The 14,963-nt window shown below is 68.0% G+C and carries 12 protein-coding genes; 9 read left to right on the forward strand and 3 right to left on the reverse strand.

Annotation, left to right across the window (positions count from 1 at the left end):
- Nucleotides 1-3: 3 nt before the first annotated feature.
- Nucleotides 4-870, reverse strand: a complete 867-nt coding sequence (locus ASE48_RS09925) for a MaoC/PaaZ C-terminal domain-containing protein (RefSeq protein ID WP_057166962.1) — start codon at nucleotides 868-870, stop codon at nucleotides 4-6.
- Nucleotides 871-954: 84 nt separating this feature from the next.
- Here ASE48_RS09925 and ASE48_RS09930 point away from each other — a divergent pair, with 84 nt between their 5' ends.
- Both ASE48_RS09930 and ASE48_RS09935 read left to right on the forward strand, forming a co-directional pair.
- On the forward strand, nucleotides 955-2,952 hold the full coding sequence (locus ASE48_RS09930) for an SDR family oxidoreductase (RefSeq protein ID WP_057166902.1): 1,998 nt from the start codon (nucleotides 955-957) through the stop codon (nucleotides 2,950-2,952).
- A 23-nt stretch (nucleotides 2,953-2,975) separates the two neighbouring features.
- Entirely contained in the window at nucleotides 2,976-4,040 is a 1,065-nt protein-coding gene (locus ASE48_RS09935; protein ID WP_268766286.1) for a nucleoside hydrolase, read from the forward strand.
- Here the strand turns inward: ASE48_RS09935 and ASE48_RS09940 are convergent.
- Nucleotides 4,031-5,653, reverse strand: coding sequence for a DNA polymerase Y family protein (locus tag ASE48_RS09940; protein WP_057166903.1), 1,623 nt, complete (start codon nucleotides 5,651-5,653; stop codon nucleotides 4,031-4,033). The genes ASE48_RS09935 and ASE48_RS09940 overlap by 10 nt on opposite strands.
- Nucleotides 5,654-5,681: 28 nt before the next feature.
- On the reverse strand, nucleotides 5,682-6,416 hold the full coding sequence (locus tag ASE48_RS09945; RefSeq protein WP_057166904.1) for a hypothetical protein: 735 nt from the start codon (nucleotides 6,414-6,416) through the stop codon (nucleotides 5,682-5,684).
- 288 nt (nucleotides 6,417-6,704) lie between these two features.
- Here ASE48_RS09945 and ASE48_RS09950 point away from each other — a divergent pair, with 288 nt between their 5' ends.
- The 7 genes from ASE48_RS09950 to ASE48_RS09980 all read left to right on the forward strand — a co-directional run bounded on the left by ASE48_RS09950 (nucleotide 6,705) and on the right by ASE48_RS09980 (nucleotide 14,956).
- The gene (locus tag ASE48_RS09950; RefSeq protein WP_057166905.1) at nucleotides 6,705-6,956 is read left to right on the forward strand and encodes a hypothetical protein; all 252 of its coding nucleotides are present in this window, start codon (nucleotides 6,705-6,707) and stop codon (nucleotides 6,954-6,956) included.
- Between the two features lie 62 nt (nucleotides 6,957-7,018).
- Nucleotides 7,019-8,623 carry a S53 family peptidase gene (locus tag ASE48_RS09955; protein WP_057166906.1) on the forward strand — a complete coding sequence of 535 codons (1,605 nt, stop codon included), beginning with the start codon at nucleotides 7,019-7,021 and terminating at the stop codon, nucleotides 8,621-8,623.
- On the forward strand, nucleotides 8,623-10,542 hold the full coding sequence (locus tag ASE48_RS09960; RefSeq protein ID WP_057166907.1) for a hypothetical protein: 1,920 nt from the start codon (nucleotides 8,623-8,625) through the stop codon (nucleotides 10,540-10,542). The genes ASE48_RS09955 and ASE48_RS09960 overlap by 1 nt, the downstream gene beginning before the upstream one ends.
- Before the next feature lie 160 nt (nucleotides 10,543-10,702).
- Nucleotides 10,703-11,683 carry an alpha/beta hydrolase gene (locus tag ASE48_RS09965; protein ID WP_082614092.1) on the forward strand — a complete coding sequence of 327 codons (981 nt, stop codon included), beginning with the start codon at nucleotides 10,703-10,705 and terminating at the stop codon, nucleotides 11,681-11,683.
- Nucleotides 11,680-12,528, forward strand: a complete 849-nt coding sequence (locus ASE48_RS09970; protein WP_057166908.1) for an SDR family NAD(P)-dependent oxidoreductase — start codon at nucleotides 11,680-11,682, stop codon at nucleotides 12,526-12,528. The genes ASE48_RS09965 and ASE48_RS09970 overlap by 4 nt, the downstream gene beginning before the upstream one ends.
- 12 nt (nucleotides 12,529-12,540) lie before the next feature.
- Nucleotides 12,541-13,461, forward strand: a complete 921-nt coding sequence (locus tag ASE48_RS09975) for a hypothetical protein (RefSeq protein ID WP_057166909.1) — start codon at nucleotides 12,541-12,543, stop codon at nucleotides 13,459-13,461.
- Between the two features lies 1 nt (nucleotide 13,462).
- A complete protein-coding gene (locus ASE48_RS09980; RefSeq protein WP_057166910.1) occupies nucleotides 13,463-14,956 on the forward strand; it encodes a flavin-containing monooxygenase in 1,494 nt (497 codons plus the stop codon).
- Nucleotides 14,957-14,963: the final 7 nt, after the last annotated feature.

The following is a 14,963-nucleotide window of genomic DNA, read 5'->3' on the forward strand; positions in this document are numbered from 1 at the left end:
AAATCAGTTGTATTCGGCGGTCCCGTCATCGAGCACGACCCGAGCATCGGACCCGTCCGGCCGGGCAGCCTCGGTACGGAACACCGCGCGACCCGCTTCGGTACGCCAGATCGAGGTGGTCAGCGTCTCGCCGGGGAAGACCGGTGAGCTGAACCGGGATGCCACCGCGGTGACCTTCGTGGCGTCGCCGCCGCCGAGTTCGGCGACCAGGGCCCGGCCAGCCACACCATAGGTGCACAGGCCGTGCAGGATCGGCTTGGGAAAACCGGCCAGGGTCTGGGCGAACCACGGGTCGCTGTGCAACGGATTGCGGTCACCGGAAAGCCGGTACAGCAGCGCCTGATCGGCGCGGGTGGGCAGGGCGACCTGCGCATCGGGCGCGCGGTCGGGGAACTCGGGCGCCGCCGGACGCTGGCCGGGCTGCCCACCGAATCCGCCCTCACCCCGGATCACCACAGTGGTCAGGGTTTCCACCAGCACCTCACCGCTGTCCGGGTCGGCGCCCACGCCCTTGAGCATCACCACCGCGTTCTTGCCCTCACCCTTGTCCTGGATGTCGGCGACCTCGGAGTGCACGGTAAGCGCGCCCGCGGGCGGCAGCGGCTTGAACAACCGGATCGCCTGCGAGCCGTGCAGCAACAGACTGAAGTTGAACGAACCGATCTGCAGTGCGGCCGCGAACGGCGAACAGGCGATGACGGCGAAGGTGGGCAGCACCTGCTGCTCGATGTCGTGACTGTTCTCGGTGGTGAAGGCCAGGTCGTCGGTGCCGGCGCCGACACCGAGCGCGTAGAGCAGCGTCTCGCGGTCGGTCCAGCTGAAGGTCTGGGATTCGGTTGTGGCACCGACGGCGTTCGGATCGATCGGCATGGGTGAGTATCCCTTCGTGGCGGACTGCGGAGTGTGACCGGGACCATAGTTGACCTTTCCAGGCTCGAGGACGACCATGGCCGCATGCATTATGTCGTTACCGGCGGTACTGGGTTTATCGGCAGCCGCGTGGTGGCCCGACTGCTGGCTCGCGACCCGGACGCGCAGGTGTCCGTGCTGGTGCGGGGCGGGTCGCTGGAGCGCTTCGAGCGACTGGCCGCCGCCTGGGGTCCGCGCGCGAAACCCCTGGTAGGCGATCTGACCGCCGAGCATCTCGGGTTGAGCGACGATGTGATCGCCGAACTGGGCACCGTCGATCACGTGGTGCACAGCGCCGCCATCTACGACATGACCGCCGCCGAGGACGTCCAGCGCGCCGCCAATGTCGAGGGCACCCGCACCGTCATCGGCCTGACCCGGCGCCTGGGCGCGACCCTGCACCACCTGTCCTCGATCGCGGTGGCCGGGGACTTCCACGGCGAGTACACCGAGGACGATTTCGACGTCGCGCAGAACCTGCCGACCCCCTATCACCGCACCAAGTTCGAGGCCGAACAACTGGTGCGCTCCGACGCAGGGCCGCGGTACCGGATTTACCGGCCCGCGGTCGTCGTCGGGGATTCGCGCACCGGCGAGATGGACAAGGTCGACGGTCCCTATTACTTCTTCGGCATCCTGGCCAAGCTGGCGGTGCTGCCCAGTATCACGCCCATGGCGGTGCCCGATGCCGGCCGCACCAACATCGTGCCGGTCGACTTCGTGGTCGACGCGTTGGTGCACCTGATGCACATCGCCGACGCCGACGGACAGACCTTCCATCTGACCGCACCGAAAACCATTGGCCTGCGCAGTATTTACCGCGGTGTCGCGAAGGAGGCAGGGCTTCCGGCGCTGCGCTTCGCGTTGCCCGGCGGCGCCGTCGCACCGGTACTGAAGGCCACCGGACGGGCCAGGGTGCTGCGCAACATGGCCGCCACCCAGCTGGGCATGCCCGCCGAGATCCTCGACGTCGTCGACCTGGCGCCGACGTTCACCGCCGACCGGACCACCGCCGCGCTGGCCGGTACCGGGATCGAGGTACCCGAATTTGGTTCCTACGCAGGGAAACTGTGGCGGTACTGGGCCGAAAACCTGGACCCCGACCGGGCCCGCCGCGATGACCCGTCCGGCGCACTGGTGGGCAGGCACGTCATCATCACCGGCGCCTCCAGCGGTATCGGACGCGCCTCGGCGATCGCCGCCGCCCACCGTGGGGCCACGGTGTTCGCGTTGGCCCGCAATGCCGACGCACTCGATGATCTGATCGCCGAGATCCGCGCCGACGGTGGCGACGCGTACGCATTCACCTGCGACGTCACCGATTCCAGCTCCGTCGACCACACGGTGAAGGACATCCTGGGCCGCTTCGGCCACGTCGACTATCTGGTCAACAATGCCGGCCGGTCCATCCGCCGATCGGTGTCCGCCTCCACCGATCGGCTGCACGACTACGAACGGGTGATGGCCGTCAACTACTTCGGTGCGGTGCGCATGGTGCTGGCGTTGCTGCCGCACTGGCGCGAGCGCCGGTTCGGTCACGTGGTGAACGTGTCGAGTGCCGGCGTGCAGGCCAACAGCCCCAAGTACAGCGCGTACCTGCCCACCAAGGCGGCGCTGGACGCGTTCTCCGAGGTGGTGGGCACCGAGACCCTGTCGGACCACATCACCTTCACCAACATCCATATGCCGCTGGTGAGCACCCCCATGATCGCGCCGTCACGGCGCCTGAATCCGGTGCCCCCGATCACCGCCGAGCATGCCGCCGCGATGGTGGTGCGCGGGCTGATCGAGAAGCCGGCGCGGATAGACACCCCACTGGGCACGCTGGCCGATCTGGGCACCTACTTCACGCCCCGACTGTCGCGGCGGGTACTGCACCAGCTCTACCTGGGCTATCCGGACTCCGCTGCCGCGCGTGGGCAGGCCGGCGAGCAGCCCACCCCGGAGCGCAGGCCCCGCAAGCCGTCCCGCGCCACCCGGAGCGTGCGGGTGCCCCGCCCGGTCAAGCGTGCGGTGCGGGCGATTCCGGGTGTGCACTGGTAGCGGCCCCCGCCTATCGTGGGAGCGTGACCGGGCCTGAAACCGATGCGCCACTACCGGTGTTCGCCGACGTCGACACCGGGGTGGACGATGCGATGGCGTTGGCCTATCTGTTCGCCAGCCCGGACGCCCATGTGGTGGGCATCGCATCGACGGCGGGCAATGTGCCCGTCGCGCAGGTGTCGATCAACAATCTGGGGCTGCTCGAACTGTTCGGGATCGACGATGTTCCCGTCTCCGAGGGCGTCCCGGTCCCGCTGAGCATTCCGCTGCGCACCGCCGAGGACACCCACGGCCCCGAAGGGCTCGGCTACGCGCACCTGCCGGAGACGGACCGGTCGCTGACCCCGTACGACGCCGCCCAGGCCTGGGTGGCCGCGGCCCGCGAATATCCCGGGGAACTCATCGGATTGGTCACCGGGCCGCTGACCAACTTCGCGCTGGCGCTGCGCCTGGAACCCGCGCTGCCCCGGCTGCTGCGCCGGCTGGTGATCATGGGTGGCGCGTTCGACTACCGCGGCAACACCACGCCGGTCTCGGAGTGGAATGTCAGCGTCGACCCGGAGGCCGCCGCCGAGGTGTTCGCGGTGTGGGGCGCGGCGTGGGGCCTGAGCACGCCCACGCATCTGCCGATTGTGTTGGGACTCAACCTCACCGAGAACGCGGCGATGACGCCGTCGATTCTGGGCCGGCTGGCCGCCGCCGCCGGTTCCCCGTCGGCGCAGCTGAGTGTGCTCGACGATCGGGGCACCCGGTCGACGGCGGCCAACCCGCTGATCCGGGTGCTCGAAGATGCCATGCGCTTCTACTTCGAGTTCCACTTCGATCAGGGCGAGGGCTACCTGGCGCACCTGCACGATCCACTGGCCGCCGCGGTCGCACTGGACCCCGACCTGGTGCGCTACCAGCAGGCGACCGTCGACGTCGAACTGACCGGGACCCTGACCCGCGGGATGACCGTGGCCGACTGGCGCGGTCATTGGGGCCGGGAGCCCAACGCGCAGATCGGCGTCGAGGTGGACCCCGCCGCGTTCTTCGACCGTTTCATCGAGCGGGTCGGCCCGTTCGCCCGCCGGCTCGGTCATTCGTAGATGCCCTCCACATGCCACTGCCGCTGGCGGTAGCACAGCAGCATCGCCACACCGACGCCGGCATCATTCTGTCCACCGCGACCGGACACCACCACCTGGGCACGCGCGGTCCGGCCCACCGGCTTGCGCTCGGGATCCCACCAGCGTTCGTCGACCGGCCACGGCCCGGTCCACCAGCTGATGTCTCTCCCGTCGCTTCGCTCGCCCCTGATGTCTCTCCCGTCGCTTCGCTCGCCCCTGATGCCTCCCCCGCGGCCCGGGGACTCCAGCCGCACCGGATCCGAAGAGAACAACCCCCGACTCGTCACCCGCACCGGTTTACCTTCTGCATCAAGCACTTCCACCGGGTCATCGGCCAACACCGCCGGCGATGGCTCGGGTAACTGGCCCGGCCAGGGCTGGGTCGGGTCGGCCTGCGGAACCGGCTCGTCGCCCAGCGGGGTGAAGGTGATGCGCTCGGACGGCCCACGCCCCCCGCTGAGCACCGGCACCTGAACCGCTTCGAGGCCCAGCAGACCCTGCACCCGCACCAGCGCCCGCCGGGCCCGTAACCGGTCGTCGTCACCGGATGACCCCCACAGCGGGAGCTGCAGCGCCCCGGCCGACACCACCTCCACCGGGTGCAATCGCAGGGTGACGATCGCCGCAGTGGGGCCCGCTCCCCCGGTGGCCCGCCGGGTCAGCCAGCCGTCCAGTTGCCAACGCACCCGATCAGCGGTGGCATCCTCGGTCAGCGGTTCGGCACAACGCCAAACCCTGTTCAGCTCTTCGCCATTGGCGGTGACGGCCTGGATGGCCAGCCGGGTGCAGCCCACCCCGGCGCCTTCCAAGCTGCGGTGCAGTTCGCCGGCCAGTGACCGTCCGGCGAAGGCCGCGGCGTCCACCCGGTCGATGGGGGGATCGCAGTTCATCACCGCGTCGAGCTCCGCGGGAAGATCACGCCCGGACGGTCCGCGGTCGGACTCCCCGCAGGCGAATCGGTGAGCGCTGATCGCGTCGGCACCGAACCGGGAAGCCACATCGGTGCGCGACAACTCGGCGAACTGACCGATGGTGCGGATTCCCATCCGCCACAGCAGGTCTGCCAGATCCTCCCGACCTGCCCCGGAAAGGCTGGGTTCGGTGGCCAACTGACGGATGGACAGCCCGGACAGGAACGCCGCGTCCCGGCCCGGCTCGACGATGCGCCCCGCCCTGGCCGCGAACACCGCGGTGGACAACTGATCGGCGATACCCGTCTGACATTCCGCACCCGCCGCGGCCACCGCGTCGACCAGACGTTCGGCGGCCTCCTGCTCCGATCCGAAATAACGGGACGCTCCCCGAACCGACATCACCAGCAGACCGGGCCGCAGCACCTCGGCCCGGGGCACCACCTCGTCGACCGCCGCCGTCACGCCCTCGAAGTGACGGGCATCGCGCGCCGGGTCGGCAGTGACGACATGCAGCTGCGGGCACCGGGACTGTGCTTCCCGGCGGCGCAGTCCGCGCCGCACCCCCACCGCCCTGGCCGCCGCCGAGCAGGCGATGACCCGGTTGGCCAGGGTGACCGCCACCGGGTCGGTGGCGGGCAGTCCGGCCGCGGCGGCGGCGGCCACCGCAGGCCAATCCATGCACCAGAGCGCAAGAACCCGCGGCACGCTAGCTCCCGACTGCGATACGCGGCTGGCCGGGAATCCGGCTCCTGGTCCTGATGTCCACCCGCACCCGCCCGATCCGCCCCCGGCCGGGAACCGCGGCGCCGCCGGAACCGACCATCTCGTAGCCGCAGACCCTGGCATCCAGCCGAGCCGAGGCACCGTGCCAATCGCCGCCGGTGACCAGCAGCGTGCACCCCTTCTGCCGGGCCCGCGCGGTCACGGCCCGCGCTCTGCTCATCGGTACCGATCGCCCACCCAGCGCCAGCACCACCAGATCCAGACCATCCAGCAGGACCGCGGCCACCTCCACCGGATCGGTGCCGGGATAAGGAATCACCGCGACCCGGCTCAGGTCGGCACCCATCTCCACCGCCGCCAGCAGACCCACATCGGGCTGCCCGACGATGGCCGCGTGCCCGCCTTCTGCGGTGGCGGCGGCCACCATCCGCAGGGCCAGTGATCTGGCCCCCGACAGCACCGCCACTGTCCCCCTGGGCAGCAGCTGAGAAAGAGGCCCGGGCACCGACGGCTCCGGCAACGCATCGTCAGGCGGTGCGATCGGCGGATCCGGGGCTTTCAGCAAAGTTTTCGCGGCCGAACTCAGGTCATCGTCGGCAGCCTTCCGCGCACCCGGGATTTCCATCCTCCCGGAGACTTCGGCTATCCTGCGGCGTAACTGTTCTACCTGTTCAGCGCGCTCTTTTCGGTGCTGCTCCAGGTCCATTGCCACCGTCACAGCAGCACCTCCAGCATCATCCGAAACGGGCGTTGTTCGAACACATGTTCGATATCTCGAGTAAACACTCGCCGGGTCCGACAGTCAAGCGGTGGATCGCAGGGCCGGATCGGCGGCACAGGGCATCTCTCAACAATGCTTGAGTAAGGGAATGCACTGATACAGGCGCTGCGTTACAGTTTCTGACACCAGATCCCGGCCTTCAAATGGGACTGCTGCACAAGGTTTTCGCGGGCCACCGCGGCGGCCGAAGTTTCACCACACAGAGACCCCAGTAAAGGATCGAACATGGCATCAAATCGTCTGGCTCGTCGTCGGATTTCGGCAGCGGTTGGCGGTGCCGCCATCATCGCGATGATCGGCTTCACCGCGGCGTGCAGCAGTGACAGCGACAAGCCCGAAGAGTCGCCCACCACGACCACGACCACGACCGAGGTCTCGGTGACCCCGACCGAGAAGTCGCTGAACCCCGGCGGCGGCGTGTTCACTCCTCCGGTGACGGCCCCGCAGCCGACCTTCGACCCCCAGCAGAACGACTGAGCGACAACTCTGAACGGGGCGGGTCCGAATTTTTCGGACCCGCCCTCAGTTCTTCTGGAACCATGAGAACGGTGCTCGCCCGCTCACTGACCGCCCTGCTCCTCATCGGAGCATTGGTGCTCGCCGTCGATCTGTACGTCGACAGGCAACGCCCCGATGACAGGCTCATCGAGGGCCCTTACGCGTCCCTGCTGGATGCGTCGATCGACCTCGGGCCGGCCCGCGAGGAGAGCATCGAGCTCACCGCCACCCTCACCGACGAATCCCAGCCCACCGCGCTGATGGACTGGGCCCGCGACCAATCACTGTCGGTGCAGTGGCGCCCAGGCGATGACTGGGTGATCGTCGAGGGACCCCCGGCCGCCGTCGAGCAGGCGTTCGACGTCTCGGTGCGCGACTACCGCGGCAGGAGAGGACAGCTCTTCTATGCCTCACCGCATCAGCCTGCGGTCCCCGAGCCGCTGCGCGGCGAAGTGTCCGAGATCGGCCGAATCCTCAGCTACACACCACATCACATGTCGCGCCCCGATCACATTCCCCTCGATGTGCCCGATCAGGGCCTGGCGCCCCAGGCACTGCTGAACACCTACAACGTCGACGATCTGAACAGGGACGGCTTCACCGGAAGAGGAGTCACCATCGTGATCTTCGCCTTCGACGGTTTCCATCAATCCGACCTGGACACGTTCAGCACCACATTCGGCCTGCCGCAGTTCACCCCCGAGGTCGTCGGCGGATCGCCCGGCGAACCGCGCGGCGAACTGTCGATGGATCTTCAAGTGGCACATGCGATTGCCCCCGATGCCCGCAAGGTCGTGGTGAACGCCCGCCCCACCGTCGAGGGTGGTGGCGGCTACCGCAAGATCGGCGAGATGCTCGAGGACACCGATCGGCAGTTCCCCGGAGCGGTGTGGAGTTTCTCGATCGGCTGGGGTTGCGACAAGCTCATCACCGCGGCCGATCTGGCTCCGGTCCGGTCCGCGCTGCGCACAGCCCAGTCCCACGGCACCACGGCCTACAACGCCAGCGGCGACCTCGCCGGCATGGAATGCCGTGGCGGACAAGACTGGTCATCCCCGCCGAGTGAACAGGACATCGGCCTCGACTCGATCGCCTCGCTGCCCGAGATGACCAGTGTCGGCGGCACCACCCTGTCCACCGACGCCGACGGCAGGTGGGTGTCCGAGCAGACCTGGTTCGACGTCCCACTGTCGCAGGGCACCGGCGGCGGCATATCGGCGCTCTTCGACATGCCGCCCTGGCAGCGCACCGCGGCGGCCGCGGTTGCCCCGGACCGTCACAACGGCAAGCGCATGACACCGGATATCGCCGCAGTCGCCGATCCGTTCACCGGCGTGAAGATCGTGCTCAACGATCAGATGGTCGTCGGCGGCGGCACCTCACAGTCCGCCCCCATCTGGGCCGGCCTCACCGCGGTGATGAACCAGTGGTTGCTGGAGAACAACGGCTCCCTCATCGGCGATATCAACCCGTTGCTGTACCGCATCGCCCAGGGCGCCCCGCGGCCTGCCTTCCGCGATGTGACATTGGGCGGCAACGCCGTCGACAACGCAGGGCCCGGCTATGACCTGGTCACCGGACTGGGCACGCCCGATATCGACAACCTGGTGCGCAACCTGCAGATCGCGCAGAGAGTGGGTGCCTGATGAGCGCTCCCGGCATGGTCGAATGCCAGGTCTGCCAGATCGACGTTCCCGCAGGCGAATACTGCGGGCTCTGCGGCGTCCCCCTGGCCGAGCACAAACGCGGTGACGGCCCGCACTGGCTGCGCGCCCGTGCGTTCAGCGCCGCTCCCGGTCAGCGTCTGCTCTCGCCGTCGCTGACCAGTTCGCTGTTCCCCCACCTGTCGCCGCGGTCACGCAAGGTGTTCCTGATGGGTCTGGTGCTGCTGGCGGTGGCGCTGACCGTCGGCACCGTGCTGCGCATGCCCGCCGCGCTCATCGCCGTCGCCTCCCTGGGCATTCCCCTGCTGTTCGCCCTCTATCTCCGCGAATCAGGTGTGTCCCGGGATATCCCGCGCAGCACGCTGATATTGACCGCGACCCTCGGAGTGGTGCTCGGCGTCGGTTGGGTGCTGTTGACCGGAGTGGCCCTGGCCCGCGCCTACGGCGTCCCGCTGGGGGCAGGCATCGCCGGCGAACGGATTCTGCGTGACGGTATTGCGATACCGGTCGGCAGCATGCTGCTCATGCAGGTGCCCGCGCTGGTGGCGCGGTTCGGGTGGCGCGGTAACCGGGAATCCTTGGACGGTTACGCCATCGGTGCACTGGGCGCCCTGACGTTCACCGCGGCGGCCACCCTCACCCGGCTGGCACCGCAATTCACCACCGGGATGATCAACCGGGTCCGCCCGCTGGACGGGTTGCTCGTCGAGGCGGGCATCCGCGGAATCGCCGTCCCACTGACCGCCGCCGCCGTCGGCGGCCTGATCGGCACCGCACTGTGGTTCACCCGGCCCCCCACCAAGGTCACCAAGAATCGCGGCTTCGTCCGCGGCACGCTCCTCGCCATCGCATTGGTGGTGATGGTCGTCTATGCCGGACTGGGCCTGCTCGATGTGGCCCGCTTCCCGCAGTGGCTGCAATTGGCCGGGCATCTGACCCTGACCGCACTGGCATTGTTCGCGCTGCGTGTCGGCCTGCACCTGGCCCTGCTGCACGAGGCGCAGGACGAGATCCGCACCGACGAGCCGATCCTGTGCGTGGAATGCGATCACGTCGTGCCCGATGCGCCGTTCTGCGCGAATTGCGGTGCGGCCATGCACGCATCCTCGCGCCGGTCGCGCCGGACCCGGCGCGACGATCGCCCGATCCGGCTCGCCGAGGAACCCGCGGCCGGGGAACTGGTCGTCGGCCTGAAGCCCGGGTACTCGCTGCACTCCGGTACCTTCGAGGCCCTTCAGCCGCCGAAGACGTCCTTCCGCACCGTGGCGCTGGTGCTGGGCATCGCGGTCGTCGTGGTGGCCGGCGGACTGGTCGGGCTGTCCGGGCTGATCTCCAAACCCGCTCCCAAGTACATCTGCCCGCCGGATTGCGGGAGCCCGCCGATGAATCGCGCGGTGGAGATCAATCCCCGGTTCACCGCCCCGGACGGCTCGTTCTCGGTGTCCTACCCGGTCGAGAATGCGGCGTACCAGATCTCCAAGCGCGACAACGGGATCACCGCGGTGCTGCAGGCCGGTGACGGCGGCACGATGCAGCTGTTCAGCCGGCCTGCGGCCGGGCGCACCCCGGAGGAGATCGCCGTCGGGCTGGTCAACGAGACGTTCCCGGACACCAAGACGGCCTACGAGATCCCGAACACCATGGTCGGTTACCAACACGGATACGGGATGGCCGCAGATATGTGGCCGCAGGGCGCGATGAGCAGTTCGTCCCGGATGCGCGTCATCGTGATGGTCGCCGTCAAGAACGATCTGGCCCTGATCGCCGGCGCCGTCGGGCCGTACCGTGCGTTCGGGCCCGACTTCGGTTCCGGTAAACCGTCAGCGGCCAACCTGCAGCTGGCGCTGGACATGGGTAAGTACGTCAACAGTTTCAGTTGGCGCGGCGACCCACCCCGCTAGCCCGGCGCGAGCAGACGCAAAAGGCCGCTGAAACTCCGGTTTCAGCGGCCTTTTGCGTCTGCTCGCCAGGGACCTGGGTCACACAACAACGAATGTTGACATTGACAAATGTCACCAATTGAAGGTGTACTCGTCGGACGCTCGATTGACGGAGGTCCGAATGCCCGAGCAGTCCCTTCCCACCCGCGGATCGTTGCGGTCCCGCGGCGCCGCCACGGTCAGCAGCGTGACGTTGCGGCAGATCAGCGCGGTCCTGCCGCCCGAACGGGCCTGGGGTCTGTGGGCGTCCCGGCAGATCATCGCGCGGGTCATGGATACCTTCGGGCCGTCCCTGGCGGGCACCGACGTCGAGCAGGTGGACATCCGTCTGGCCGACGGGCGCCGGGTGGTCGGCGAATGGGTTCGCAGCCGCCGGGTGACCGATCAGACCCAGGCCATCTACTACGTCCACGGCAGCGGATATGCACTCTGTTCGCCACGCACCCACCGCAGGCTGACCGCCTGGCTGTCCCGGCTGACCGGTCTGCCGGTGTTCTGCGTCGACTACCGGCTGGCACCGAAGTACCGCTTCCCCACCGCTGCCGACGATGTGCGCGCGGGCTGGGATTATCTGCGCACCGAACGCGGCTACCACCCAGAGAGCATGGTCATCGCCGGGGATTCCGCGGGAGGCCACCTCACGGTCGACATGCTGCTGCAGCCCGGCGTCCCGCATCCCGCCGCGATGGCCCTGTTCTCCCCGCTGGTCGATCTCACCTTCGGGCTGGCCCGCGCCCGCGAAGCGCTGCGCGACGATCCGGCGATCCGCGCCTCGGACGCCGCCCGCCTGATCGGGTTGTATTGCGCCGGAACCGATCCGCGTCACCAACGACTCACCCTCGACGTCGCAGGCGGCCGGCGCATGCCGCCCACCCTGATCCAGGCCGGCGGCGCGGAGATGCTGCAGGCCGACGCCCGCACCCTGGACGCGGACATCCGTGCCGCCGGCGGCACCAGCGAGTTGCAGGTCTGGCCGGATCAGGTGCACGTCTTCCAGGCACTGCCCCGGCTCACCCCCGAGGCCGTGCCGGCCATGCGCAAGGTCACTGCCTTCGTCAATGAGTCCCTGCACATCAACGAGATCGGCCGGGTTGCCGGATGAACCTCTTCGGAATCCTCGGTGGTGCCAAACGCAGCCGCAATGCCGACGCCGTCGTGACCGGCGCCGGCAGCGGTATCGGCGCCGCCTTCGCCCAGGAACTCGCCGCGCGCGGCGGCCGGGTGGTCTGCAGCGATATCAACGAGAACGCCGCGCAGGCCACCGCCGCGGAGATCACCGCCGCGGGCGGCGAGGCGACGGCCCTGCGTTGCGATGTCTCCAAGATCGAGGATGTGCAGGCCCTGGCCGACGCCGCGCAGGCCTGGTTCGCCGGTGCTCCCACCCTGGTGATCAACAACGCCGGGGTCGGCGCCGGCGGCACCCCGATCGGCGAGGTCAGCCTGGACGACTGGAATTGGGTGCTCGGCGTGAACCTGTGGGGACCGATCCACGGTTGCCACGTGTTCACCCCCATCCTGCGGGCCGCCGAGACCGATCAGCCGCGCGGCATCATCAACGTCGCTTCGGCCGCGGCATTCGGCGCCGCACCCGGTATGGCCGCCTACAACGTGAGCAAGGCCGGCACGCTGTCGCTTTCGGAGACGTTGGCCGCAGAGCTGGCCGGCACCGGCATCAACGTCACCGCGCTGTGCCCCACCTTCGTCAAGACCAACATCCTCGATACCGACCGCATCACCGCCGGATCCAGCCAGCTGGCCGACACCCTGATGCGCTGGACCGGGTTCTCCCCGCAGAAGGTCGCGCGGATGTGCCTGGACACCAACGATCGCGGCGGCCTGTACTGCATGCCACAGCCTGACGCCCGGATCGGCTGGGGCATCAAACGTTTCACACCGACGGTCTACACCCGTGCCGTCGGTCTCACCACTCGCATCACCGCACCGTAGGAGGTCTGGACAATGGCTGTCGACATGGACGTCATGCTCGCGAAGATCAAGGATCGGCAATGGGCACTGGCCGATATCGACTGGGACGCTCCGGGAGCTGAAACCATCAGCGACGAGTTCCGGCCCAAGCTCAAGGCTTTCATGGCCGATCTGTGCTGGATCGAAAACGTCGGCGCGCGCGGGTTCGCCGCCCTGGCCAAGAAGGCCCCCACCCCGACACTGGCCGAGATCTACCGCTACTTCCACGCCGAGGAGCAGCGGCACGCCAATGCCGAACTGGCGCTGATGAAGCGGTGGGGCATGCTCGAAGACGGTGAGATGCCCGAGCCCAACGTCAACATCCGGCTTGCCATCGACTGGTTGGACACCTACGCCGACGACATGTCGCTGTCGGTGCTGGGCACCGTCATCCCGATGCTGGAGGTAGCGCTGGACGGCGCGCTGCTGAAGTTCTTGCTCGACGAGGTCGACGACCCGGTCTGCCATCAGGTCTTCGAGAAGATCAACAGCGACGAATCGCGGCATATTGCCGTCGATTTCGAGGTGCTCAACATGATCGGGCACTCGAAGGCACGCAAGCTCGCGATCGACTTCGTGGGCAGCGTCGCCTCGCCCGGCCTGATCATCGGGATGATCATCTACGTCCCGTTGCTCAACCGGATGCGCAACAACATCGTCGATATGGGCCTGGAGCCCGAGCGCCTCTACAAGGCGATGATGCGGTTCAAGGACATCGGTGGACGTGCCGAGAACACCTGGCGGGTACCGACCTACCAGATCCTCAAGCTGCATGCCCGCATGGTGGTCAATGACCGCAACCCCTATCACTGGATCGCGAATCCGATGGTGACCGCGTCGGACTATCTGCCGAAGGCGATTCTCAAGCCGATCCCGTCCTGGTTCAAGGAACTCACCTACAAGCCGGCGGCCTGACATGGCAGCGCGCATTCACGACACCATCATCGTCGGCGCCGGTTTCAGCGGAATCGGCACCGCGATCAAGCTCGCCGAATCCGGCGTCGAGGACTTCGTCATCGTCGAACGCGGCGACCGGGTCGGCGGCACCTGGCGCGACAACACCTATCCCGGTGCGGCGTGCGATATCCCGTCGCTGCTCTACTCCTACTCGTTCGCCAAGAACCCGGACTGGTCGCGGGCCTACTCGCCGGCGAGCGAGATCTGCGCACACATCGAGGAGATGGTCGACGACTTCGACCTGCGCCGCCGGATCCGGTTCGGCGTCGAGGTCAACGGTCTGTCCTTCGACGAGGCGGCCGGCATCTGGAACGTCAAGACCACCGGCCGCACACCGCTGCGGGCCCGCACCGTGGTGCTGGCCTCCGGTCCGCTGACCGACCACAAGTTCCCCGACATCCGCGGGTTGGACACCTACCAGGGGCACAAGATCCACAGTGCCCGTTGGGATCACGACTACGACTTCACCGGCAAGCGGGTGGCCGTCATCGGCACCGGCGCCAGCGCCGTGCAGATCGTGCCCGAACTGGTCAAGCAGGCCGAGTTCGTCAAGGTCTTCCAGCGCACCCCGGGCTGGGTGGTGCCGCGGGTGGACATCGCCACCCCGGAGGCGGCCAAGACCCTGTTCGCCAAGGTCCCCGCCGCTCAGGAACTGGTTCGGCAGGTGCTGTACTGGGGCCACGAGGTCACCGCCACCGCGCTGGTCTGGGACACCCCACTGACCGGACTGGTGTCGCGGCTCGGAAAGGCCCATCTGCGCCGGCAGGTCAAGGATCCGTGGATGCGCCGCCAGCTCACCCCCGATTTCACGCCGGGCTGCAAGCGCATGCTGATCTCCAGCGACTACTACCCCGCCCTGCAGAAGGACAACTGCAAGCTCATCGACTGGCCCATCGCCACCATCAGCCCGGTCGGTATCCGCACCAGCGACGGTATCGAGCACCACCTGGACGCCATCGTGTTCGCCACCGGCTATGACGTGCACCTGTCCGGTCCGCCATTCCCGGTCACCGGCCTGGACGGCCGGGTGCTGGCCGATGAATGGTCCGGGGGCGCCCAGGCCTACAAGAGCATCCAGGCTCACGGCTACCCGAACCTGTTCCTGATGACCGGCCCCAACTCCGGGCCCGGCCACAACTCGCTGCTGGTCTACTCCGAGGGGCAGATCGACTACGCGGTGAACGCGATCGGCACGATCCTGCGCGATGACCTGCGATATCTCGATGTACGTGCCGACGTCCAGCAACGCCACAATGCCGCGTTGCAGCGCCGGCTGCGCAGGACCACCTGGATGAGCGGGTGCAGCAGCTGGTACCTGACCGCGGACGGATTCAACGCGTCGATGTACCCCGGGTTCGCCACCCAGTATCTTCGACAGATGCGGGAGTTCCGGTTCGGTGACTACACGGCGGTGGCGCACGACGCACGTGTGACGGCGCTGTCGTCGGCCTGATGGCGAC

This window comes from Mycobacterium sp. Root265 (assembly GCF_001428895.1).
Lineage (GTDB): Bacteria > Actinomycetota > Actinomycetes > Mycobacteriales > Mycobacteriaceae > Mycobacterium.